25 protein-coding genes are annotated in these 25,402 nt (G+C 36.8%); 4 read left to right on the top strand and 21 right to left on the bottom strand.

The annotated features are described in order from the left end of the window. Positions 1-270: 270 nt before the first annotated feature. From M3193_RS02170 to M3193_RS02160, 3 genes are all read right to left on the bottom strand, one after another. The gene (locus M3193_RS02170; protein WP_251624138.1) at positions 271-648 is read right to left on the bottom strand and encodes a hypothetical protein; all 378 of its coding nucleotides are present in this window, start codon (positions 646-648) and stop codon (positions 271-273) included. A 465-nt stretch (positions 649-1,113) separates the two neighbouring features. Next, the gene (locus M3193_RS02165) at positions 1,114-1,704 is read right to left on the bottom strand and encodes a recombinase family protein (protein WP_251624136.1); all 591 of its coding nucleotides are present in this window, start codon (positions 1,702-1,704) and stop codon (positions 1,114-1,116) included. 1,099 nt (positions 1,705-2,803) lie between these two features. Then, complete coding sequence (locus tag M3193_RS02160) at positions 2,804-3,727, bottom strand: STM4504/CBY_0614 family protein (RefSeq protein WP_251624134.1); 924 nt, start codon at positions 3,725-3,727, stop codon at positions 2,804-2,806. A gap of 426 nt (positions 3,728-4,153) precedes the next feature. Between M3193_RS02160 and M3193_RS02155 the strand changes: the two genes are divergently transcribed. Then, complete coding sequence (locus M3193_RS02155) at positions 4,154-5,008, top strand: DUF2785 domain-containing protein (protein WP_251624132.1); 855 nt, start codon at positions 4,154-4,156, stop codon at positions 5,006-5,008. A 184-nt stretch (positions 5,009-5,192) separates the two neighbouring features. Here the strand turns inward: M3193_RS02155 and M3193_RS02150 are convergent, their stop codons facing one another. From M3193_RS02150 to M3193_RS02115, 8 genes are all read right to left on the bottom strand, one after another. Further along, entirely contained in the window at positions 5,193-6,215 is a 1,023-nt protein-coding gene (locus tag M3193_RS02150) for an IS1595 family transposase (RefSeq protein ID WP_251624130.1), read from the bottom strand. A 681-nt stretch (positions 6,216-6,896) separates the two neighbouring features. Beyond that, complete coding sequence (locus M3193_RS02145) at positions 6,897-8,633, bottom strand: DNA/RNA helicase domain-containing protein (RefSeq protein ID WP_251624128.1); 1,737 nt, start codon at positions 8,631-8,633, stop codon at positions 6,897-6,899. Positions 8,634-8,746: 113 nt separating this feature from the next. Then, on the bottom strand, positions 8,747-9,502 hold the full coding sequence (locus tag M3193_RS02140; RefSeq protein ID WP_251624126.1) for an HNH endonuclease: 756 nt from the start codon (positions 9,500-9,502) through the stop codon (positions 8,747-8,749). A 250-nt stretch (positions 9,503-9,752) separates the two neighbouring features. Further along, positions 9,753-10,292: a hypothetical protein gene (locus M3193_RS02135; protein WP_251624125.1), complete on the bottom strand. Its 540-nt coding sequence runs from the start codon at positions 10,290-10,292 to the stop codon at positions 9,753-9,755. Between the two features lie 288 nt (positions 10,293-10,580). Beyond that, positions 10,581-12,047 carry a DEAD/DEAH box helicase family protein gene (locus M3193_RS02130; protein WP_251624124.1) on the bottom strand — a complete coding sequence of 489 codons (1,467 nt, stop codon included), beginning with the start codon at positions 12,045-12,047 and terminating at the stop codon, positions 10,581-10,583. A 62-nt stretch (positions 12,048-12,109) separates the two neighbouring features. Next, on the bottom strand, positions 12,110-13,171 hold the full coding sequence (locus M3193_RS02125) for a hypothetical protein (RefSeq protein WP_251624123.1): 1,062 nt from the start codon (positions 13,169-13,171) through the stop codon (positions 12,110-12,112). A 77-nt stretch (positions 13,172-13,248) separates the two neighbouring features. Then, positions 13,249-13,602 (bottom strand): hypothetical protein, encoded by a 354-nt coding sequence (locus M3193_RS02120; protein ID WP_251624122.1) that lies wholly within the window; start codon positions 13,600-13,602, stop codon positions 13,249-13,251. Positions 13,603-13,686: 84 nt separating this feature from the next. Next, a complete protein-coding gene (locus M3193_RS02115) occupies positions 13,687-14,013 on the bottom strand; it encodes a hypothetical protein (RefSeq protein WP_251624121.1) in 327 nt (108 codons plus the stop codon). A gap of 357 nt (positions 14,014-14,370) precedes the next feature. Between M3193_RS02115 and M3193_RS02110 the strand changes: the two genes are divergently transcribed. Further along, entirely contained in the window at positions 14,371-14,886 is a 516-nt protein-coding gene (locus tag M3193_RS02110; RefSeq protein ID WP_251624120.1) for a hypothetical protein, read from the top strand. Positions 14,887-14,962: 76 nt separating this feature from the next. Here the strand turns inward: M3193_RS02110 and M3193_RS02105 are convergent, their stop codons facing one another. The 8 genes from M3193_RS02105 to yneA all read right to left on the bottom strand — a co-directional run bounded on the left by M3193_RS02105 (position 14,963) and on the right by yneA (position 21,967). Beyond that, positions 14,963-15,868: an LAGLIDADG family homing endonuclease gene (locus M3193_RS02105; RefSeq protein ID WP_251624118.1), complete on the bottom strand. Its 906-nt coding sequence runs from the start codon at positions 15,866-15,868 to the stop codon at positions 14,963-14,965. 555 nt (positions 15,869-16,423) lie between these two features. Continuing rightward, positions 16,424-17,356, bottom strand: coding sequence for a tyrosine-type recombinase/integrase (locus tag M3193_RS02100; RefSeq protein ID WP_251624116.1), 933 nt, complete (start codon positions 17,354-17,356; stop codon positions 16,424-16,426). A 210-nt stretch (positions 17,357-17,566) separates the two neighbouring features. Beyond that, entirely contained in the window at positions 17,567-17,803 is a 237-nt protein-coding gene (locus M3193_RS02095) for a YneF family protein (protein ID WP_251627185.1), read from the bottom strand. A 124-nt stretch (positions 17,804-17,927) separates the two neighbouring features. Next, positions 17,928-18,377 (bottom strand): sporulation inhibitor of replication protein SirA, encoded by a 450-nt coding sequence (gene sirA / locus M3193_RS02090; RefSeq protein WP_251624115.1) that lies wholly within the window; start codon positions 18,375-18,377, stop codon positions 17,928-17,930. 170 nt (positions 18,378-18,547) lie between these two features. Further along, a complete protein-coding gene (gene tkt / locus M3193_RS02085; RefSeq protein ID WP_251624113.1) occupies positions 18,548-20,557 on the bottom strand; it encodes a transketolase in 2,010 nt (669 codons plus the stop codon). 104 nt (positions 20,558-20,661) lie between these two features. Next, positions 20,662-20,895 (bottom strand): DUF896 domain-containing protein, encoded by a 234-nt coding sequence (locus tag M3193_RS02080; protein ID WP_251624111.1) that lies wholly within the window; start codon positions 20,893-20,895, stop codon positions 20,662-20,664. Between the two features lie 92 nt (positions 20,896-20,987). Then, on the bottom strand, positions 20,988-21,650 hold the full coding sequence (locus tag M3193_RS02075) for a YneB family resolvase-like protein (protein WP_251624109.1): 663 nt from the start codon (positions 21,648-21,650) through the stop codon (positions 20,988-20,990). A gap of 2 nt (positions 21,651-21,652) precedes the next feature. Then, positions 21,653-21,967, bottom strand: a complete 315-nt coding sequence (gene yneA / locus M3193_RS02070) for a cell division suppressor protein YneA (protein WP_251624107.1) — start codon at positions 21,965-21,967, stop codon at positions 21,653-21,655. Positions 21,968-22,169: 202 nt separating this feature from the next. Here yneA and lexA point away from each other — a divergent pair, with 202 nt between their 5' ends. Next, the gene (gene lexA / locus M3193_RS02065) at positions 22,170-22,790 is read left to right on the top strand and encodes a transcriptional repressor LexA (RefSeq protein WP_251624105.1); all 621 of its coding nucleotides are present in this window, start codon (positions 22,170-22,172) and stop codon (positions 22,788-22,790) included. 242 nt (positions 22,791-23,032) lie between these two features. Here the strand turns inward: lexA and M3193_RS02060 are convergent, their stop codons facing one another. After that, the gene (locus tag M3193_RS02060) at positions 23,033-24,298 is read right to left on the bottom strand and encodes an aminotransferase class I/II-fold pyridoxal phosphate-dependent enzyme (RefSeq protein WP_251624103.1); all 1,266 of its coding nucleotides are present in this window, start codon (positions 24,296-24,298) and stop codon (positions 23,033-23,035) included. 139 nt (positions 24,299-24,437) lie between these two features. Here M3193_RS02060 and M3193_RS02055 point away from each other — a divergent pair, with 139 nt between their 5' ends. Further along, entirely contained in the window at positions 24,438-25,034 is a 597-nt protein-coding gene (locus tag M3193_RS02055) for a trimeric intracellular cation channel family protein (protein WP_251624102.1), read from the top strand. A 109-nt stretch (positions 25,035-25,143) separates the two neighbouring features. Here M3193_RS02055 and hfq read toward each other — a convergent pair whose 3' ends face one another. Next, positions 25,144-25,368, bottom strand: a complete 225-nt coding sequence (hfq, locus tag M3193_RS02050) for an RNA chaperone Hfq (RefSeq protein WP_251624101.1) — start codon at positions 25,366-25,368, stop codon at positions 25,144-25,146. Positions 25,369-25,402: the final 34 nt, after the last annotated feature.

Raw genomic sequence — 25,402 nt, 5'->3', positions numbered from 1 at the left:
CAGCTCAGAAAAAGGATTTATATACTGATATCGTAAAATTAACGGCAGATTCTTTTTCAACCTCAACCTCTAGGTAATAAAAAAAAGCTAAGTAACTTAGCTCCTTTGTTCCCAGGATTTTATATGGTCAAATTTGTTGTCTGCTTTAATAATATCACCCACCATATTCAAAAAAGTACAAAAAGAGTGCATTTTTTTAATAGACAACTCACACTCTAAGTAACTTTTAATTTTAGTAAAAGAATAACTATAGTCATTAGCTTAATTTTCTTACGTTATTAAGTATTCTAAACTTACATTTCCATAAACAAATCTATATTCACCGATTTGATTAATATCAAAATCAATAGGGTATAGTGTTAATTCAACCTTGGAATGTTTTATCCCATTTTTAAAATTTTCTAGAATTTCGATACCATCAGCTTGCATTTGATTACCATCAAATAAAAGTTGAACAACGTTTTCAACACTAGTATTCTTAGCAACGGCAAATACTTTTTTAAACTCCATTTCTTCAAAACTTTGATTAAACAACTCAAAGGAAACATACCCCTTATGGTCCTTCCGCATATTATTTGATCCAATTAGACAGCCTGCTTTTAGTATTTCCTTATATTTATCTTTCGTGGTTAAATGTCTTAATATCATTAATTACATCACCTTATCCTATTCAGTTTATAAAATTAATTACAGCCATACTACGTTTTTCAATATTCATGTAACTATACTCGTATCGTTTCATTATCCAAGTGGTGTGTGTGTAGTAGGTAGCTCCAATTCTTGATTCACCAACACCAAAATATCGGAAAGTACCCCCTCCCCTAACTATGCTATATAGCACTTAAAATGGCACTACATTGCGGTTCAGACATCCGCCAACAATATCAATCATCCATGTCCAGAATTGCGCATATGATGCTACTATGGCTTCACGAACGGCTCTTGCGCTCCATCCAATTACTGCTTAAAACTCAGTTTTTACAGGCACAATATAAATTAATTAGATAAGAAAAAAGCCATATAGGATATTCATTTTCCTTTTCCGATTACCTCAACGTAACCTTATTAATATCCCATTAAAACATAAAGTCATCTTCTGATTCTTACAGATTCTTATTTGCTGTCCAGTTTAACTTCCTCCGCCTTACGCTTCTTCATGGCTCTGATTAGCGTACTCTTGCTAATACCTGTTTTTTCAGCCACTTGATTATATGAATGGTTTACAAGCATCCCTAAGGCATGGTCTAGCTGTGCTTTTGTATATGTAGGTTTACGACCTTCACGATAGTTAGGGTTCTGTCTTGCAATCGCTTTACCTTCCTGTGTTCGCTGTATAATCATTTCTCGCTCAAACTCAGCAAAGCCACTCATTATAGTAAATAAAAGTTTTCCACTCGCTGTAGAAGTATCAATTTTTTCCCCTCCCATATCCAATACAACTAAATCAATACCTCCTTCATTTAAAGCATTGATTGTTGTTAATGCATCGATTGTGGATCGGGCAAATCTATCTAGCTTTGTAACCACAATTTTGTCACCTGCTTTAAGTTCATCCAGCATTTTAGTAAATTCAGGTCTATCCCTCTTAGTACCTGTAAACTTTTCTTGATAGATGTGTTCTACTTTCTCTCCTTCTAATGCCTGAATCTGCGCTTCTAGGTCTTGCCCCTTAGTTGATACTCTTGCATATCCATATACTGTCATTTTAGGTCCTCTTTTCACGATTACTTATGACACCTAATTGCGACACCGCTTGATACCTTGATACTACTGCATTGGACTTCCGGTGTCAATACTCTTAAGTTATGACACCAATAGGGTAAAAGTATAGGGCTGCCTTCTATGCATCTGGGTCTACATAGCGACAGCCCCTCTACCATCATTAAGAGGAATATGAACTTGAAATTCTTTTGATAAAAATAATCTAGCTATTCAAACCATGATCTAGCTATCTAAATATTTATCTTCCCTTTTACATTTCTATCCCCTAGAGGTGTGGGGAGTGCACGTCTAAGACGTACTATTCTCCCCATTCCTAGTGCTACTGTTCCCTCTAGGACCACCCAGGTCTTTATAAAAGCCTGTGATTAAGGAGACCAGTAGAATAAGGAAAAGCTTAAAATTATCAAAATCAAATACTAAAAAACCTGTGCCTATCCCCAGTAGGACTGCCAAAATAAGTAGTCCAATTAAAGCATTTTTGTTCATATATATTCCCCCAATGATAGTTTTTTACCGACAAGTCGGATACTAGCTATCTGGAGTAAGCTATTACGCACTTTTTAAACTATGGCCGCCTTGAAGCCTAAGTTCCCCAAAATGCTTGCCATTTCTTACTATATAGCAATTAAATAGAAATTTCAATATACAAAAAGAAAAATAAACTCAATAATCGAATACGGAAAATAAAAGGTTATGAGAATTCAATAGAGCATGTCGTATTTGAAGTAATATACAACATTCACTTTATGATGTCTCTCAACCATTATCGTTAAGACCTATGTTCGTTTATGAAAATATCTGTCCATAATTACACGCTGCAAACGATGATACATTTTGATCCATGTACCGCTGCTAGTTAACATGTTATCCAGTTAGAGCAACTATACAGGTTTTAGTGTGTTTAATCATCGCTAATCAATGAAATGCAATCTGAGGCACTTAAACCTTATCGTCTCGATGTCTATTAACAGCAATAAATATTTGTTACAGAGATAATAAAAAACGAGTAGACCATTGGCTACTCATTTGAAAATATATCTGAAATGAACTTCACTTAATTGTGATGTACTTTTAGTAATTTCTATCTAATCTCGTTAAATCGTTCTACTAAGAAAACTATGTTAGTTGCACAAAGATTTAAAGTATACCTAACTATCGAATCGGGTATTACATTTACATCTATATCTCCATGACCACCATTTTTATTTCTCAGAGTTGGAACGCTATTCACTAAAGTATTATTTAAACCTGTGAACTGATTTTGTAAATATAACGGTATAAATTCGTTCTTTAATAAAAGTGAAATCAAAGGACTTGCCGTATCGTTAGGTTTATAAGGATAATTCAATTCCTTACATATGACCTTCATCACACTTTCAAATGCTCTCCCACAACTAACAATAGAATCTTTATAATTCCCTTCTTTATAATGCTCATGTGCTTTAAGAAATTCATCTGAAACGGATGTAAATGATTCTTCAACTAACAAATTAATTGCTCCAATTACTACTTCTGAATGGATAAATTGATTATCAATGCGTATTAATTGATTATTAACTATTTCATATCCTAATGAGTTTTGTTTAAATTTCTGATTAATTTTATCAAACGCAATAGAACACTTATCTTTATACTCTATATGTTTATGAGCACAATTATAATGAAAGTGAACTAACAAATCTATAATATCAATTGCTTCTCTATCACCACACTCTAAAAAATATGCCATTACCCACTGAACGGTGTTAGGTAAATCCGACAATCCTGGATTTGCTACGGTGTAATTTAACAATCCCATTTCGACTTTTACCTCTTCTGCCACTTCTTTCCAGAATATACTACTTTTAGTGATTTGCCTATATTCAAAATCAGAGAAAACCTTTGTGATGATATTAATAAATTGATTCCTAAAAGCAATTGGGATTTCATCATATTCATAAATATCAGACGACTCAACTATACCATGCCTTCTTGAGTAAACTTCAAAAACTGTCAGAATAACCACCCCTTTTATATCAGCATACCAACTTAAAGTAGTGTAAGTAAACAGTCATATACATTTGGACATCAATAATAAGTTACTTGGTCAGATATAAACCGAAGAGAATACAAAAAAAAGCACACCAACTTAATGATGTGCTAGTAAGAAAATAGATTACATAGTTGTTATGCAATTCTCCCACTCCTCTATATCGTCACTACACGACTTCAGGTTATTTTTAAATGTGGTTTAATGAAAGGCTATGTTAAAGGAAAAGGTTGATTTGAGTAAATGGTATGGTGACACCTACCCAACATCTGATTAAATAATATTCGTACCATTTGGGTATTTATGTTAAAATAAGAACAAGTTTGTGAAGGTTTACACTTAAACTAACGGGGCAGTTTAGTTTAAGAAGAAGTTTGTGATATTAGAAAAGGGGTGGATGGTATGGAAAGCTTAGAAATTCCAATGAAGGCGATTGAACTGAAAAAAATCTTAATGGAAATTAAAAGCGAGGGAAGAACTTGGGAAGAAGAAAGTATAGTTTGTATAGTAAAATCTATGGTTGAGCACATCGGTTCAACTGATAGTGAACTGAGAGACCAATTAATTTATAACTCTTTTTATCAATTAATTATAGAAAAAAATAAAATTGAGCATGAGTTATTAAATGAATTACTAGAATTGTGTTTAAGTGACTTGTTATTTAAAGGAATTGGGGAAAATGAAACTGATACTGTTTTTACAAGGTCATTTACTACTCTTTTAATAGCACTTATTCTATATAGGGATAATGAAGACAACTTTCTTTCCCAAGAAATGGTGTTTAAAATAAAAGATATATTACTCGATTATATTAATTTGGAGAAGGATTTACGGGGATATGTATCTGGAAAAGGCTGGGCTCATAGTGTTGCTCATGTAACTGATGCTATTGATGAACTTGTAAAAAGTCCAAAAATAGATAAGAAGTTTTACTTAAAAATATTAAAAGTACTATGGAGTAAGGTATTTGTTTCAACTAGTGTTTATATCCACGATGAAGATGAAAGGATTTTAATTCCCATACTAGAAATGGTGAATAACGGATTGGAACAAGTTGAAATAGAAACATTAATACAAAATGTACCACTAGAACTAAAAGTTCAAAAAGAACAGTTAGAGGAAGAAGAGTATTGGTTCTTATATTCTAACTGTAAGACATTCTTAAAAAGTTTTTACATCAAAGTAAATAAGAATTGTGAATTAGTACCTCTTAAAAAGAGTATTAAAAAGTGTCTAATCGAAATTTCTTTGTATTAGAAGCTAAGAATTAAATAGCTAACATAGTGTTAAACTTATCACAAAACGCTATGGTTTTCTTGATGACTGATACCAAAAGACAATAGCTTATTCAACTAACGTGGTGCTTTAGTAAAAATGGACATCAAAATACAATGAGCTTGGAGATACATTTTCCAGCTCATTTTTTATGTGCATTTTTCAATTAGAATGCATAGTCTCTCAGCCTTAACTTGTCTGCTGTTTCCCATGTTCCATGAACACTTGCCAAGAAAAGCATTTGCCTTTTCTTGCTCAAATCACTTTCCATTTTTCTATTGTCCAGGAATTGAAACCACACTAAGTAAAGCTGTAAATACTTCGTAGAAACACCATTGAATCGACGTATCCATTTCTTTAGACGTGAATGATAATTATTAATATTATTGAGGTGGTAGATACCTTTCTTTACATACTCTTTCTTGCTGCCGTTTATGATTACGTGCTCCACATTGTTACCAGACGTATAAGATTTGTAAGAATTGTGAGCATCGGAAATAAGCACTGTATCACTCTTAAAATGTGATGTAAGAATGGTATCAAGTTGTTCCTTTAGAATTCTACCTGAACCGACTCGCTTTGAAAGCGTTGTTTCGTTTCGGTCTTTAGCGACTAATACACAGACTTGTTCATTGGAAATACCTCTTTTGGTTGCAGAACCGCCACGTTTTCTTGGTTTGCGATTAGGAATAACTCTTCGTCCTTTATAGCTTTCTAAAAAGTATGTTTCATCTACTTCTACTAGTCCTTCGAAAATACCGATACGTTCTTTTGCGAGAGCAGATAACACTTTATGTCTCCAATAAAAAGCGGTTACATGAGTGATACCAATTTTTAAAGCTGTTTCACGAAGTGATAGACCATTCAACATACATTCAATAAATGGAATCCATTTATCTGCTTTTTTCGAACGATACATAGGGGAATTGGTCAAATCACTGCTTAATTTATGGCAGTCTTTGCACTTATAACGTTGGCGACCATCCCGCTTCCCGTAACGAACCACTGATGTACTTCCACAATGCCGACAATGAAAACCACGAGAAAACTTTCTCTCTCTCAATTCTCCGATTAAAGCTCCTTGCTGTGAGACAGACGGCGAGAAATGACGAGTTAGATAATCTAGAATGTATTCTTTGTCCTTATCATTCAAGGAAGAAATATCAGCTATTATGTTCGTTAAAGTCATTTGAATTGCCCCTTTTGTAATTTTAAAGTCAGAATATCACAAAAGACGATGATTTATTCAAAATCAACCATTAAATTTAACATAGCCTAATGAAATTACAAATGTCATCGTCAAGCCCTGTGTTTCCCTATGAAAAACCCCGTCAATAATCACACTTTAGTTGATGTTACATCTTGACGTATGTATCGCTGCTTAATGTCCATTGATCGTTTAGAGCCATCTTCCATGATTTATGTGTGTTTTATCATGTCTTATCAATGACTATATTTTTCCGCCACGGGAGCCTGTCGTCTCGTCTGTGGTAACGGTTAATCACTTTTGCTACTGATACACATAAAAATAACGAGTAGCACAATCACTACTCGCCCAACTTGAAATTTTTTTAAAGGTTATTATTTTCGCTTCAACTCAGCTCCAGTTGCTGAAACAAACTTGCCTAGAGAACTTAATTTATTTGCCTTTTCTATTTCAGCAAACTCTTCATCTAAGATTTATTCAATGTGTAATCTCAATCGGGGGAAAATTCTTGGGACTTCTCATCTTAAATCATGTATATCTAAACTCAAAATTGAAGCAACGTAACGTAATACTTTGGTGAATTCCTACCTTATTAATAAATACAATAAAAATCGAGCATAAAGGTTAATTTATGCTCAATAGCAAATTTTTTGGTTTAACGGATTATACTTCAATTGTTCTTTTTGTACCTTCCGAAATCTTTTTCATAAAGTAAGACTTAACTCTATCATCTTCAAAATATACTCTACAGCCACTTATTCCCCTAGTTAGTAGCACATAGTAAATATCTAAAATAAATTCACTGAATTCAGCTTCATCGAAGCCTTCAATTAATGGTGTGCCACCTGTATCCTTGTAATATTTCCGTACTCCAACTAATCCTTTTTTACTTACCATCAAATCTTTTCCTACTATTACACCGATATAATCCAGGTCTGCTCCTTGTACAGCATGTATGCAACCAATTTCCATTCTAGATTGAGGTAATTCAGACCATCTTTCATAACTTTTATTCCAGCGCCACTTATTATCAGCTTCCTCCCAATCGTATGGTAGCGGTTCATGGTCGGCTTCATTTTCAATTTCTTTATTTCTCTTGATAATCGCTGCATTCTTCTTAGATGTACTTTTAGAAACCCACTTTCTCGTATAGCCGGCAAGCACCCTATTTGTTGTATTGGTTGTGAGCCCTTCCATTTCATCCAAGTACTCAAATAAACCTTTAATGCTATCTACTGTACCAAAATAAGAATCTTCATTTATTGTTTCAAAAACCTTTGGATTGAATTCCTTATTGTCACTAAATCCTAAAGCATAAAATAATCCTTTAATATAGTCATTTCCATCAAATTCACCATTACTAATAATCCTTAACTGTTGCTCTAGTGTATATGGTGTGTAATCTTTAGTACCACTTATAAAATCACGTCTTGGTATATCTTGTGGACGAATAGATTGGAATTGATCATAAAATAAAATTAAGTTGCCCGAAGCATTAGATAGCATTTCTAATTCACTTGTTTTTTGATTTATAAAATGCTTTTTGGCTGCAGGATGTCCCTTGGCATAATTTCTTTGTAAACGGTGTGCCTCGTCAACAAGTATGACATCGTACTTAATTCCACTTGAAATTAATGCCCCAGCCCTTTCAAATTGCAATCTCTTACTTAGATTTAGTTGCTTTAAAATACTATTAAATCTACTCAATAAATTGCTGGTTGTTACTAAACCAATCTTTTTATCAGGATACTCATTAATAAGTTTATACATAAGTGACATTAATAAAACAGTTTTGCCTGTCCCCGCACCACCATGAATCAAATGATTATCACTTGAGTTTTCTAATATAGAATGTTCTATCTCATATTGTCTGGCTGTAAGTTCTTTAAAAGGAGAATATTTATATAAAATACTTTGTCTAATTTTTTCTATATCTAATGTACTTACTAAACCTCTAGGATAAAGTATTTCTGTCCATACTTCCATAAACACTTTTTGCTTAATGTCTATTTTACCAGGGTACTCATTTTGCTCTTTACCATTATTTCTATTAAATAATGTAAACTTGCTATCCGGCAAATCTGCGATTAGATGGTTAATTAGAATATACTCCAAGTCTTCAGCATGTGTTTTTGTAAATATCCCCTTATTAAAAATTACAATACACCGATTAAAGTTTCCTTCTTTAAAATGATCCTCTCCCATATGTTGGTCATGACGAATTAAAAATTGTTTCGTTTCACCGATATAGATTGTTTTTTCGCTTGTATTAAAATAGATATAAGTCACATATCCATCTTCTAAAACTGACTTCTTATGAACAGATAATGCTGTAATCTCATTTTGGAAAGGAATTGTTTTGTTTATTTTCAAGGATAATTCCATATAAAAAGTTTTCATTCCATCACACTCCTTATAAGTAATAGTAGTTCATTGAACAATTTATTTGACTCATTATCTCAGAACGCTTTCGCTTTAAAGGTTGATAATAAATGTGAAAAAATAAACATTCTTTAGTGATACCCAGAAATTTCTTTTAACTCATCTATTGAATAAGCAGGCTTTCGTTTATGAAGCATGGCGTGGCAATTTGGACAAACTGGCTTTAACTCATTTATTGGATCAATCTCATACTCTTCTCCAATTGTACTAATCTCCACTTCATGATGAACATGAATAAATTCCCTTCCAATTTCACCATATCGTTCTTCAAAATTCATACTACATACTAAACAACCATAACCATAATAATCTAAACAAGCTTTTCGTGCTGCTGGATTTCTTTCATAAATAGTAATAGTACTATCCTTTTTAGTACCTTCAATAAATCTTCTGCGATTTGCCGCTTTATATTGATTAGATATACTTGCAATATTATCTACAAAGCCCCAAACAATATGTGCCGGCTTTCCATCTTCAAAATCTTTAACATACCCTAATCCTCTAAACACAAAGTTTACATTACTACTATCCCCTCTTGTAAATATGTAGACTTCATGTTCACCATTCATCATATGTTGAATGGTATTTGTACTTAACGTGTCCCGTCCTTTGCTAAACCAATATAATTCATTATCAGTTAATATATTTGGGTAGTCATGTCCCGTTCTTCCAGCTGATTCTATATTTGCAAATATAAAATAACATCCTTCATAAGAAGCATAACCTGTTGCCCAGATCCCACCGATACTATCTGGTTCTGGATGACCTATAATTGCTTTCACATTTTTTCTACTGTATTCTTCACCTATGACAAAAGGAAATTTCATAATCTAACCCCCTTATCCTAATATAAGTTCTAACGTTCTAAACTATATATTAGATCTTTTTTACTATTCTTGCAAATTCATCGTCTCTTATAAAATATAACAAGACCACACAAATGATACTCATGTGGTCAAATTTGGTGTCCCTATATAATACCTGTCACAACATTTTCATCCCAACATCTAAGGTTTCTATTTTGTATCGATTGGACTTTGAATCCGATTCTTGACAGCCATTAGAATGTGCTTTAAATTATTTATGTTTAAGATGAAATTCCATTTCTTTGCAAATGAGTTCATTAATCTCGTTTTCAACCTCATGTGTATTGGGCATATCCCAGTTAGCATCTTCATCATCATGTTCGTTTAGAACATAGTGCAGTTTAGTGTAGTCAGAACTTTGAAGTAGTTTAAGTAAGTACCCTACTCGATCCATCATATATTTATTCAATGCCATCATATCTGGATCAGAGAGCTGGCTAATTATCTCAATAGGTGTGCCTTTAGGTATCTCTTCGTATTTATGCACGCTGAATTTACCTGCATGCATATCTTCAACGATTCCATTTCTGAAAATAAAGTGAACTACCTTTCTTGATACCTCAGATAAGGAATCTTCTAAACAAATTTCATCTGCTTGATAACCTTTATTAATATAGTCGATAAGTGCAACGTTGCGGCTACTTTCATCATATTCACAGTCATCAATACTCATTAATAATAGCTCATCCTTTTTGTCAAATGACCTATGTGCCGCATCTAACATCCTCATCTTTGTTAATTTCGACTCCATTTTCATCACCCTTTGCTTTAGCATTAAAAGTGTTGAATTAACCGTACTTATAGTTCATTCAACTATACAATTTTTCATTTGTTGCCCTCTAACTAACTCTTCTATTTTTGACTTGAAAATCACGTCTTGGGGACGCTGCGGTTTTGAATTTTTTTATCTCCCGCTTCGCTTCCGATAAAAGCAATTCGAAAACACGCTTTTCGCCCGTCCCCAAACCCCTCGACGATTTTCATGCTTGGTCGAATTTGGTGTCCGTATATAATATCACTAACAACATTTTCATCCAACTTAATTTGGCATTCGAATAATCTTCCAAGCAGTTTTATAGCGTTTTCCATCCTTTTTCGCTTCATATTGATAAACACGAAATGATGCATCTTTAGTAGTTAGTAAATCGTTAATTTTTCGAAATCCTGTTACAAGCCTGCCATTGGATTTCAAATTTAACTGCTCTGCAAAAGCTCGCTTTTCTTTTAGACTATAAAATACAAGGTCTTGAGTATAAGCTTCTTCTAATGCTGTACGAGTATTTGAATTTAAATAAGCATCCATTGAAACACTACCTTGCTGTCCGAAAAGCTCAATAATAAATTGACGATATCCGCCAGCCAATGCTTGTATATCCTCAAGGCGCTTATATTTGTATTTATAGCTATCATATAGAAGCTCATTAACACCTAATTTATACAATTGATTAGGGAGTGGCTCAAAATATACGAGTTGAAAAGGATCAGGCTCACGATAAAACTCTCGATCATATTCTTCACGGGAATGTTCCTCAAGAAATTTGGCATGTTTCATACGAGTCGTTAAATTACCTTTGTCATAGCCTAATCGCCCATTTGACCGATTTTTCACAGCTAAATGTACATAATCTCTTTCAACGTCTCTTATTCGCTTTCTTCCTACACACTGAACCAGCACATCAGGATCAGCTATATCGACTATAATAAAGTGCAAGTCATCATCAATGATGTTCAATCCTGCATCAAGTGTTTGCGTAGTGAATAAGAATAAATCCTCAAAGCGTTGGTTACTTAATAGTTGCTCCCGCTTATCTTCATCCACATACTTATATTTACCATGACTTTTTCCGCAAATGAACATACTATGTTCTTCAAACTGCTTATATAGCTCATAGCAATCAGTGGCGGATTCAATAAAGATGAGAGCCTTTTCTCCTTTCTCTACACGCACCTTCAATGCATCAATTAAATACTGTTTGTCATCAAAAAATTCTAACGGTTTAAGGTAATCATAGTTAGCTGGCAGAACGTATTCTCTTGGTTTGATCGATTTGCGGTTATGCAAATACTCTTTAATAAACTCATTTGTGGCGCTCATAAACACTACAACTCTTTCATCCGTCCCCTCAATAATCTCATTGAGTGACACATCAGTGTATTTATTGAAAGCAGAATCATTACCAAAATAATGATATTCATCGCAAATGATAAATTCATACATCCATAGATCAAGCTGATTTTGACGGATAATTGACTTCTCAAAGCTCTGATATGTGATCAATTCAATCACATCTGATTTTCCTTCAGCCTCAATCTCAGCCTTAAATTGTTCAAGTGTGTTACTACGATGCAAAAAGAATAATATCCGCTTTCCTTTTTCTTTCGCATAATCATAAAGTGCATTTTTCACAAAATGACTTTTCCCTTTGCCTGTGCCTGCAGAAATAGCAACCAAGTCTCCCTGCTGCCACTCTAAATAATCATTTTGAATAATTTCTGTTACGTTCATGATGTGATCTCCTCTGTAAAAAATTAAAGGAGCTAGCTTGTAGCCCCTCTAACTTTTGAGTTTTATGCTATCTTTTTCAGATGAATCCCTTCTCTAAACATCTCATGTTCAAAGTCTATTAATGACTTTAAAATATAATCTATACAGATTATATTTGGAGTTATATTTAGAAACTTGCTGTAATCTATCACCACTCCATCAATAAACAAATCAGCGGGTTCATTATCTAATAAACCTTTAATTGCTTCTTTATGTGAATCGTAAAGCGCTTTTAACTCTGATTCAATCTGTCCCCAGAGCTCCACGGGATTTTTTTCTTTTAAACTCATTACACGAACATTATGAAAAGAATCTTGTTGTATCAATTTTTCATAAGCTAGAATCTCTTCTTTCGCCTCTTGAATTTGCACACATAAACGCTCTAAATCCACCTCAGATTCATTGTAACGAGAATACTCATTTACTAAGGATCTTTCCAATGATTCTAAGTAGCCTTCTGTCATTCTTTTATGTTCTTCAAACGAAGGCTCAATACTGGACTTCACAATTTTCAACGTTACAGTTGAATCTTGATAAAAAAATGTACCTATCTCTAGAGCTTTATTTAATTCTATATCAGACAACTTAAACTCGTTCTTCAATTCCTTTTTCGACTTAAATTCTTGTCGTAAAATACCTAGCGAAATCGAGTGATATGTCACATATAGTGGATTATGAATAGCTGTATGATCTTGATTGTAAATTGCAACAACACTATCAGCACTATAGTTCTTACCCATACGATGAAAGTCTATTGATTTCTCACCATGTTTTCTAACCGCATACTTCAAACGAGTAAAGAAAAAATTTTGATTTTCAGTGATATAAGCAAATGCTGTACGGAAAGGAGTGCCATATACATACATCTCTTCTGTATATGTCCCTTCTTTTTTTCCTATAGTTCGGTTATATTCACTTATCGCCCGTTTAGCAACAACCGTACCAGAATCTAATTCGGAAAGAGAAATCCCCCCCATTAAATGAATTTTTACAGAAATACTACGTGATCTACGTTCGTAATCATTTTCTGCTGTTTCGATGTAAAATGCCAATTCATCGCTTAAATATTTAGTACTAAATGCCATGTTAATCTTCCTTTTCTCTTTTTATTTTAAGAAGTAAAATGGAGATTTTATTCTCCACTTTACTTAAACAGTCTTCATTAATTTCCCGTAGAATAAGGGAACGGTGTAGCTACTTCAAATAACTGATTGAAATAAGCTTGCTTATTTATTTCAGGATAACTACCATATGCATCTTCGAAAAACATTTTTAGTATCTCTTCTTCGGATGCATCCATAATCATAACTGCTTCTCTCATTAACTCTTCAGTTAAGTCATTTTCATTTTCATAGTTATCAATGATATACATTTTATAGTTCTCTAATAAACGAGAACGATAGCTTTCCGCAAGTTCTTTTACAAACGAAAACTTTGGAATCTTTACAGTTTCTGTTTCTCTGACATTTTCTCCAACAGTTAATTCTGCTGCATTTACGTTAATAATTTTCTCCAAATTAATCCCTCATCCCAACCTACTTATCCAATCGAAATAGTAGGTTTTATATTTGAAATACCTTGTTGTTCACTACCCTTATAACTATAGCGTTTTATGGTAGGAACTAAATTTACGTTTAGATAATACGAGATCAAAAGCAGCTTTAGCATAGCTCATCTCGTCTTCCTGAAAGCGTTCTTTAGCCGATTGAATTAAATCTGCCAATAAATATACTTTTGAAGCTCTTTCATAATACGATCGTTCTTCCATCAATTTCGAAACACGTTCTTCAAAAAGTACATGCCCAGGTGCTTCTAGCAATGTTTGTTGAATTTTATTTTCAACATCTACAATTGCATAAGCTCGAAACTTTTCAATTACTAAATCAGCAAACCAATTTTCAGGAGTATTATTGAACTCTTTATTCATTCTTTTTCACCTCACTCTTGATAAATAATAAATATTAAAAAGTGCAATTATGCACTTCAAATCTAATCCTTTAAATATACAATAGCATGGAAAATCATAAAAAACAACATAAATATAGTTCTTTATGACTAAGTGTAGGCAACACTAATCAAAAAAATATAGGTATAATTAATTAGTATCGCCAATACTAATTAATTATTATTAGCTATTAAGACTACAAAAATATGGGTATTCATTCCATTTGTATAAAGACGTTTTCTAAACTTGTATTGAGAGATAATATATAATTAACAATATTGCAATATCCAGAAACATTGATAAAATTAATTGGAATACACCAAAATGGGAGGAGAAGAAATGGATAAATTGTTGGCACTGTCAGACCTGGCAACTAGATGGGGGTTACCGGTGCAATGGGTTGAAAATCGCTCAAAAGATGATGAATATTTTCCACCAGTACGATTGAGAGTGGATAATGGTAAAATGCCGCTATTTCTACTGAAGGAAATAATGGAATATGAAAAAGAAAAACAGTTTGAAACAGAAACCATTACAATTGAGTTTTCGAAAGACATTCGTTTATCGGAAGAAATTAGATTATCTCTGCAAGACGGTAGACAACTTACTTTCAATGATACTATTTACATAGAGGGGATCGAAAAGGTTTATAATACAATTAAGAATATCAAGTACAACGGAACGGTTTATTTGGATGAATTAATATTAGAGAATGTTATGGGCGGAAACGGAAAAAAGAAAGGGACATATATAAGGTATATTTCTTTCGGGAATACCCATACGTTTTTCCGATTCAAAACCCGTATCAAAAAGAAAAACAATCAATATGTATATACATTCCGTTTTGTTGATTAGGGAGAATATTGAATTCTCCCTAATCTACAATTTAAAATTGATCTGCTCCGACTGACTACTAAATAAAATTGTAATTTCATTTACTTCTTGGAGAGCAAAGTCTTTGATATTTTCTCTCCAAATATAAATTACCTTTATTTTTATAGATTATTTTCGCTAATTTCCCAATGTTAATTTTGTTCGAGACTCTAACTTCATAATATCCCCTACCCTCTATTCGGATTCTAGCATTACTCAAGTTCAGGTCTAAAAATGCATTACATAATCCCTCAGCAAACTTTTTTGAAGCAGTAGTTATTATAACTCTATAATCTTTCGCATCTACCCAGCCATCTCCATCAATTACACCTCTCAGAAATGAACCCATAAATACTTTAGGTACATTAGGGAATTCGATTGTCTTTGATTTATTTGGTGTGATTCCTAGCCAGAATAAACTCCGACAAATTCTGACAGAGTAAATACTTAAGCAATGTATTTTTCCGTTGTAAGTAACACAATCCTTTTCCATTCCAAGGCTTTGAGCAACATTATTTAATATTTGTCTATCCTTTTGAGTAATAGTAATGCTATTCCGATCCTTCGGCATATTACCGTCAGTCAAAATTAATCCTAGTACGTAAGCCATCTCGTGTGACCAATTTTCAAAAAAAGATTCATCAACTTTTACTTTCCTTGTACTACCTCTCGGAAACTTGACCCCATTTTTTTTTAACCGCCTCCATATAGCTTGACTCTTTACACCAGCTTTTCTTGCAATATTATCAATACTAATGCCTTCATAATACATTTTTATTATTTCTGGATTACTAAGTTTACACTTGCTTCTTGAGGGTCCCATCTTAATTCCATTATCAATCAAGACTGACCTAATAGTTTGCCAAGATACATTATATTTCAAACCTATCTTTTCACAACTTAGACCACCTGAATAATATTCAAGTATTTGATTCTTTTGTTCAACAGTGAGCGATTTTCTCATTTTTATCCCCCTATTAATAATTTTTATAAGTGCTAAAAAAAGTACTAAAAAAAAAGTCAGAGTGTCTCTTATAAGACACTCTGACTAAAATAAGATTTGTATTTTAATAAACATATGTTCATGGAGAATCCCTCTCTTCAATATTAATTTCACAACATCAGCTGAAATTTATTTATACAACTACAGACATGGTAAATGCAGGCACTTTTTAACTAAAAAGGTCATTTCTGCATCACCATTAGTTCATTAATTATATTTAACTTCAAGAATCATTGTATTTGATTCTACCATATACTCTACTATTTACAATAGAAAATAAAGAACTAATATAAAAAACTTTTACATTTTCATATAATTAATAAATTATATGAAAATGTATTGTATCGTGAAACATTTAACAAGGGTTTCTGTATAGAACTGTTCCACCACCACCAATTTGCAACTGTTTCTTACTAGAAATATTGTCCCCTAATCACATCTATAACTAGTAATTAAAAAAGAGCAGCTTTCAGCTGCCCTCATTAAACGTTTTCGAAAGTATTAGTAAGTTTAAATCTATTCATTTGATGGATCACCTTTAAAGAGATTCATTAATGGACTTGACGATACAGCTTTATCCTGAAGCTGAATGTCACTTAAAGAGGTCAAATATCGTTGTGTAGTAGCAATATCAGAATGCCCCAGAATGCGCGATAAAGAATATACATCCATCTGACCAGTACTTAGCGCCTGGACTGCGTAGAAGTGTCTGAATGTGTGAGGGGATACCCTCTTACCCACAATGCCGGCTCTTTCCCCTGCCTCCTTGACTACATTATAAAGAGCCACATGGCTTAGCCCCTCTCCTAAGTACGTTAAAAAATATCTATCAGAGTTAATAATCATCTTTTCTCTACAAAATTGTTTTCTTAACCGTTCATACCTAATTAATATCTTCTTCAATACTGGACTTATAAATACAATACGCTCCTTGTTCCCTTTCCCATTAATCATAATTGTTGTGTCATTAACATTGATTGAGCGTAAACCTCTAATTTCCATTGACCTCAATCCACAATCCGCCAGCATAGCTATGATAGCTTTATTTCTTGCCTCTAAATAAGATTTGTAAGTGAATGAATCAATCATTTTATGGATGTCTTGAGGAGTAAACCCCTTCATTATCTTCTTAGGGACTTTTGGCTTTTCTACTTTGGTCATCGGATTTTCAACTAAATACTCTTCTGAAATGCACCAATTAAAAAAAGCGGAGATTAGTTTTATCATCGCTACAATACTTTGTGGCTGTAATCCGGCTATTTGCTTCCGTCTGATAAAAGCCCTCATGTCATGTACGGTAACGCTCTCTAAATCTGTTATAGCTCTCTTTTCCATAAGATATGTTTTCATTTGATTCAATTCTTGACGCTTATTTCTCATAGTTTTTTCTGTGAATCCTTTTGCTAAGCAGTGATAGCGATATTCCTCTAATACATCTTCTAATTCCAACAAAAAAACCACCTTTCCGGTTTATCTTTCACCAGAAAAAGTGGTTAGTTTGTATTCATAAAGAAAGATTAAGCACAAAATGCAATTTGCAGTAGAATGATTAACCTGTACAACATTGTAACAGGCAATAATTTATAAGAACTCATTAGCGAGCATTTGTTGAAACGCTCACAAACTGCGTTATCTCAACATTATTGCTTACTTGTCCAATTATTTTTTCTTACCCGCAGTGTCACTTACTTTGTTCATTTGTGCCATCATTTGATTAATCTTCTTTTGTGAAGGTTTTTGTCCCATTTGCATCATCATCATACGTAACATTTGCTCATTGATCGGCGGGTTTTCCTTCAAATATTTCATCATATATTGACGTGCAATGAAAAATCCGAGGGCCACACCTGCGATTAACGCGACGACGGCAATGAGGATTACCCAAATCATGCTTATCATCCGCTATACCTCCTCCACTACCGTGATTCGAGAATACTCTACCATGATGGATTATACAACAAAGGGGCTGCGGATAGCAATGACCGGCTGTAAATATTTCTATATTATACCGATTAAAGATTTAAAATAAGAATGTACGATCATTTCCTAGATGGTTTTCCTGTTTGACAGGTTTCAGCCATCCCCACTCGCCATGCTTGTCCATCACTGCAAAAAAACGATCATCCGATCCGGATAATGCGACAAACAAATCGAGGTCCAACATACGCGAGCCATCGCAATATGCTTGTAGGGAATATGGGGTAAGTGAAATGTGAATGGAACCTTTCACTGGATGGGATAATTTATATTCGCCATCATCGCTTTCGACCGTCGTAAAACTTTTCCCCAAGTTGCTTAGGATTGCCTGGTCAATTGCGGACTCTTCAATTTCATCGCATAAATAACGGACTTCTTGCAAAGGTTGTTGCTCCTGCGCATGATCTTTAAGCAAATCATAGAGAAGCCCTTCCCTTCCTAGAATGAACGATTGGTATCTTTTTTTTACTTTATAAATATCATAAGTTCTCATGACCGTCACTCCTTTTTACATAGTCTATCCCACTAGAAGTAAAAAGTTTGTCAAAACACGGTAAAGAAAGGCACTATTGTTGTCGAAAGTTTTACAATAGTGAATCAATCACATAGCGAAAAATACCGCTTCGGAATAAGTAGTCTTATGACATTCCGAAGCGGTAAGGATTAGTTGCGACTGAGAATCGTCAACATTTCACGTACTACGTTTTCTTCTGTAAAGCCATATTCTTCAATAACCTTTTCCCCTGGAGCGCTTGCCCCAAACATGTCGATTGCGATGACTCCGCCTTCGTCACCTACATACTTATGCCAACCGAGGGAAGCACCCATTTCAATAGAAAGACGTTTTTTAACTGCTTTTGGAAGTACGCTTTCTTTGTATTGTTCATCCTGCTGCTCAAACAAGTCCCATGAAGGCATGGATACGACTGACACATCGATTCCTTCTTCACGGAGTTTCGATTGAGCTGCAACAGCAAGATTTACTTCAGAGCCTGTCGCAATGAGGATTCCGTCTGCTACGTCTTTTTCGGCAGGAGAAATCGTGTAGGCTCCACGTTTCACGCCATCCATTGCAAGTTCACCGGATTTCGGCAACACTTGCAGATTTTGACGGGATAATACAAGTACTGTCGGTCTATTTTTCGATGAGACCGCTATATTCCAAGCAGCCGAAGTTTCATTGCCATCAGCTGGGCGGATGACAGTCAATCCTGGCATTGAGCGTAGGGATGAAAGATGTTCAACCGGCTCATGAGTCGGTCCGTCTTCCCCTACTGCGACGCTGTCATGCGTAAATACGTATGTGACAGGCATACCCATAAGGGCGGATAATCTGATTGCCGGTCTAACATAGTCGCTGAATACGAAGAACGTTCCGCCGAATACATGCAAGCCACCGTGGAGTGCCATCCCGTTCAATGCAGTACCCATTGCAAATTCACGTACGCCGAACCAGATGTTACGGCCGCTGTAATCGCTCGGCAGGAAGTCTCCTGCACCTTTGATTGTCGTCTTATTTGAGCCTGCAAGGTCTGCACTTCCTCCGAAGAATGAAGGCAGCACATTTGCAATGGCGTTGATGGCATCTCCTGAAGCGGATCGAGTAGCGTGTGAAGAACCGGCGTCATACGTCGGAAGCGCTTCTGGAAGTCCTTCAGGCAATTCACCTTTGATTGCCGCTTTCAATTGATTCGCCAAGTCAGCATGTTCACTCTCGTATTGTGCAAACAGTTCGTTCCATTGCTGTTCCTTCTTGACTCCCAATTCATCTGTCGCCTCTTTGAATGCCTCGTAGACGTCTTCCGGAACACAGAAATCCTCTTCATATGTCCACTTGTAGTATTCCTTTGTAAGCTTCATTTCATCTTCGCCTAGAGGAGCACCATGGACGTCAGCTTTTCCGGATTTATTCGGCGAACCGTAGCCGATGACCGTCTTGACTTCAATCATTGTCGGCCCGCCTGTATTACCTTTCGCCTCTTCAATCGCTTTTGAAACAAGTTCAATATCGTTGCCGTCTTCAACACGGATATAATTCCATCCGTATGATTCGAAACGCTTTCGGATGTTCTCCGTGAATGACATATCCAGCTCGCCGTCTAGTGAGATGTCGTTGCTGTCATAAAGGACAATCAATTTTTCCAATTGCAGATGACCTGCTAGGGAAATCGCTTCGGCTGCAACGCCTTCCATAAGGTCGCCGTCGCCGCAAAGTGCAAATGTGTGGTGATCGACAATGTCGAACCCTGGGCGGTTATAGAGCGCAGCTAAATGTTTTTCGGCCATGGCCATTCCTACTGCCATTCCAATTCCCTGTCCGAGTGGACCAGTTGTCGCTTCTACACCGACAGTATGCCCGTATTCCGGATGACCAGGTGTTTGTGATCCCCACTGTCTGAAGTTCTTAATTTCTTCCATCGGCAAATCGTAACCGCTCAAATGAAGCAGGCTATATAACAGCATGGAACCGTGACCTGCCGAGAGGACAAACCGATCGCGGTTGAACCATTCAGGATTGGAAGGGTTATGATGCATATGCTTCGTCCATAGGGTGTAAGCCATCGGAGCAGCTCCCATTGGCAATCCAGGGTGGCCGGAATTCGCCTTTTCGATTGCATCGATGGATAACGTCCTAATCGTATTAATTGCTAATTGGTCAATCTTTTCGGTCATTCAGAACATCCTTTCCCGTGCTTTATCTTGTAGTTGCAATTGTTATACCTTCTCTAGTGTAGTCAATAAATAGATGAAATACAATCCATCCTATGTCCGGAAGTTCAGTTGAGGAACTTCTTGTTTCGTGCATCTTTCACTTTTTCTGGCGTGACGTCGTTTCCTTCAGGATCGATCACTTTGACGTTTTCGATTGTGTCCCGCATGGATGACCGGAAAGTTTCCAGGTATTCTTTGCGCAGTTGTGTTTGTTCTTTTGCTTCTTCGATTGATAGTCCGATTGTTTTCGACTTTTTTGATAGCTCGTTGATACGTTTGATTTTATCTTGGGATAACATAAAATTCCTCCAGTTGTATTGTCCACAATTGAAGTGGAACTCATTAAAACTATACTTTGAAGGTATACAAAAAGAGCAGGAAGTGCAACTCATCAGCCTTCCTGCTCTTGTTCATATTCTTTATAACGGCGGTGGACCGTTGCTTTGCTTACGTTATGACCGAGGCCTCTCAATACGCCGGCGATTTCTTCGAAGGTCAAGCCCTTTTGGCGTAAGGACACGATTTCACTGATCGGGACTTCGATTCGTTCGCGTCCTTCGAGATTTCCTTTGTTTTTCAAATTTCGTTCCGGCCTGTAGCCATCCCGGACAGCCCGTTTCATTCCCCTACGGATTTTGGCGTTGTGCAATTTGCGTTGGTACTCTTCAACGATCGCCAATATCTCAAGCAGCATCGTGTCCATCTCGTTCAATTTCAACGCACCGCTATCGTGGTTCGTAATGACTGTTGTATTCGTTTTGGCAAGAAGATGCAGGATGGCGACCCTGGCGTTTCCCCTTCCAAGTCTAGTCTCATCTTGTACGAGAACTGCGTCTATCTTTTCATCACGGACGCAGTCCAGTAAGTCGAGTAATTCTTCTCGGTCCATATCGTAGCCGCTATGTTTTTCCTTGAATATATGTACAGGCTTCAGCCCTAGCTCGTCTGCAAGCCGCTTTAGTTCCTCTTCCTGCCTGGACAAAGAGGCGACTTGAGCATCTTTTTCCGTACTGACACGGCAATATAGGACACAGGTTTTCATTTTCCCCGTCATCATTAGTCTCCTGCCAATTCTGTCATGATCGGATCGTGGATTGCTGAATCAACCGTAGGCAATTTCAATCTTTCTCCTGATTTGATCATAGTGGATTGCATGCCATTCAATTCCATTACTTTCGCTATCCATTTCTTTGAGTGTTCCTCAGGGGAATAGTCTTGCGCTAAGCCCCAAAGTGTATCGCCTTCTGTTATTGTTACTTCAATGAATGAAGTTGAGGCTGATTTTGCTTCTTTCATGACACCTACGAGTGTAAAGGCTGTGCAGAGGAAAATAATTAATAGAATAAAACCGTATTTTTGAATGAAAGTCATTAAAAACCCCTCCAAGAATGTTTGTTCGGAATACCTGTTCCCATTATAGGGCAGGTTTTATGAGAAGTCAATAAAATGTTCGAACCTTTGTTTGCCAATCACCCGAACACCTGTTATACTCTCTTTAAGAAACAATTGCGGCTGCGGACCTTTGTTCGCACAATTGCTAATCATTGATTCTATTAATTGGAGGGGTGGAAAAATGAAGAAAATTTCAAAGAGACAGCAGGATATCCTAACGTTTATTAAAGATGAAGTGAAGCTGAAAGGGTACCCGCCTTCCGTTCGCGAAATCGGAGAAGCTGTCGGACTAGCATCCAGCTCAACCGTGCATGGTCATCTGGCCAGATTGGAAAGCAAGGGCTACATCCGCAGGGATCCGACTAAGCCGAGAGCGATTGAGGTGCTGGATCCTGAAGGTCTGACAGCACTGAAATCAGGTGTTGTCCACGTTCCGCTTGTCGGAAAGGTGACCGCCGGCTTGCCGATCACTGCAATTGAAAACATTGAAGAATACTTTCCGTTGCCGGATACGTACGGCACGTCGGACGATAAATTGTTCATGCTTGAAATTGTCGGAGATAGTATGATAGAAGCCGGAATTCTGAATGGGGATTATGTCGTCGTCAAACAGCAGCATACTGCCAATAATGGTGAGATTGTCGTCGCCATGACAGAAGAGGACGAAGCAACGGTGAAACGCTTCTTTAAAGAGAAGGATTATTTCCGTTTGCAACCGGAAAACGAGTCGATGGAGCCGATCATCGTCAATACGGTTTCGATCCTTGGAAAAGTTGTCGGCGTCTATCGTCAGATCCATTAATAAAATTAATAGAAAAGGACTGCACGGAAAGTTGATGAATCGACTTTCCGTGATAGTCTTTTTTTTATGGCAGTGGCTTTTTTGAAGGCTTGACGCGGATCGTGAGAACCCGAGCGCATAAACGAGAACTTTTCATGGAAACGTGAACTCCAAGCGCGCAAGTGGTTATGATCAAGATCACTTGCACAAACAGTTCGGGGCTGTCCAGATTGTTGTTTTCTGGACAGCCCCTTCTTTTTAATTTATTCTTCAACCATCTTTTCTTCTAGCAGCTTATCCATGGAAGACATGACTGCCGCCTTAACATGTTCATATGTCAATCCACCTTGTACATAAGCCGTGTACGGCGGACGAATCGGCCCGTCTGCAGTGAGTTCGATGCTGGAGCCTTGTATGAATGTCCCGGCAGCCATTATCACATCATCCGAATAGCCCGGCATATACGACGGTTCAGGTGCATAATGCGCATTTATCGGCGAGTTCATCTGGATGGTCCTACAGAAAGCGATCATCTGCTCTGCATTGCCAAAATTAACGGATTGTATCAAATCCGTCCGTGCAGCAGAATAATGTGGAGTCGTATCAAATCCGAAGCTTTCCAGGAACGCTGCTGTGAAGAGAGCGCCTTTCACGGCTTGGCTGACGACATGTGGCGCAATAAAGAAGCCTTGGTACATTTCCAAAAGTGTATCAAGCGATGCACCCGCTTCGGCCCCGATACCTGGCGAAGTCATGCGATAGGCGCATTTTTTCACAAGATCGGCGCGTCCCGCGATATATCCTCCGGTCCTAGCAAGTCCTCCGCCGGGATTTTTTATGAGTGAGCCCGCCATCAGATCGGCCCCCACTTCAACCGGCTCTTTCGTTTCCACGAATTCCCCGTAGCAATTATCGACAAATACGACAAGGTCCGGGTTAATCGATTTGACAAAGCGTACCATTTCACTGATTTGTTCAACTAGGAAGGAGGGCCGGTCCGAATATCCTTTTGAACGCTGAATACCGATCATTTTCGTCTTGCTGTGAATGTTCTTCTTCACTTCTTCGAAATTGACTGAGCCATCCTCTTTAAGATCGACATGCTTGTATGTGATTCCGTAATCAATGAGCGATCCAGTATCTTCACCGTTTCCCGATACGATTGACTCCAGTGTGTCATATGGTTTACCTGTTATGTACAGAAGTTCATCCCCCGGTCGGAGTACACCGAACAGGCATAGTGAGATGGCATGTGTTCCTGAGATGATCTGGTTACGGACGAGACAGGCTTCCGCGCCGAAAGTGTCCGCATATACTTGTTCGAGTACATCTCTTCCGCTATCATCATATCCATAACCCGTTGAGCCGGTCAGATGAAAATCGCTCACCATGTTTTTACGGAATGCTGCCAGCACTTTCCGTTGATTGAAAAAAGCGGTTTTATCCGCTTCTTTAAAATAAGGAGCAAGTTTTTGTTCTGTTGCTTCCGCTTTTAATTCAATTTCAGAAGCAAATTCACGTATCATCATTTTCGATTTCCTCATTCCTACAAATAGTCACTATAATATCTTATCAGTCTGTCGGGATTGGTCAATGGAAAATGATCGAATTGGCAAAGGCTCTAATTTGATATACTATATGAAATGTTTGGAGCAAGGAGGAACTTCATTGGCTTGGGATGTTTTCAGTTTTATCGGCACTGCGGCTTTTGCCATTTCGGGTGCACTCATCGCGCAGGAAGAGAAATATGATATTTTCGGCGTCTATATATTAGGGATGGTGACGGCGTTCGGCGGAGGGGCTGTCCGGAATGTTCTTCTAGGCTTGCCAGCTTCCGTTTTATGGAGTCAAAACTTCCTCTTCATCGTCGCATCGATTTTAATAACGTTCATTTTCTTTTTTTCAAAAACAATCATTAATCATTGGAATCGGTGGGGCACTTATTTTGACGCCATCGGACTAGCGGCGTTCGCGATACAAGGGGCGATGCTTGCGGTCAATTTGAATCTGTCGTTATTCGCAGTAATGGTTGCTGCTGTGTTGACAGGTGCAGGCGGAGGAGTGATCCGGGATCTACTCGCTGGAAGGCGTCCTCTCGTCTTTAAAAGGGACATTTATGCCGTTTGGGCAGCCGGTGCCGGATTTTTCGTCGGTATCGGTCTATACAGCTATGATTGGGCGTTGTACGCATTGCTAGTAGTTGTTGCAACATTACGTATCCTCTCCTATCGTTATCACTGGGAATTGCCTCGGAGCGATTCATAAGGTGAAACTTCAATCAGTTCGGGTTCTTATAGCTAGTAATGCGTAATAATATTCCCATTGGAAAAGGAACAGGCTATTAAACCTGTTCCTTCATTGTGACATATGGTTTTTATTCCTCGTCCTTTAATACTACAGGTTTAGCAGGCACATACGTCGATATTGCATGCTTGTAGATCAATTGCTGCTTGCCGTCCGATTCCAAAAGAACGGTGTAATTATCATATGATTTGATAAGGCCTTTCAACTGAAAACCATTTAGTAGGAATACAGTGACGAACGTGTTGTTTTTCCGTAGTGAGTTCAAAAATGTTTCTTGCATATTACCTTGTGCCATACACCCCAGCCTCCAATTGCTTCTATATTTCTCT

The sequence above is a fragment of the Sporosarcina luteola genome (genome assembly GCF_023715585.1).
GTDB classification, from domain to species: domain Bacteria; phylum Bacillota; class Bacilli; order Bacillales_A; family Planococcaceae; genus Sporosarcina; species Sporosarcina luteola_D.
Note: the sequence above shows the minus strand (reverse complement) of the source record. Positions and strands in the feature narration are given on the sequence as shown.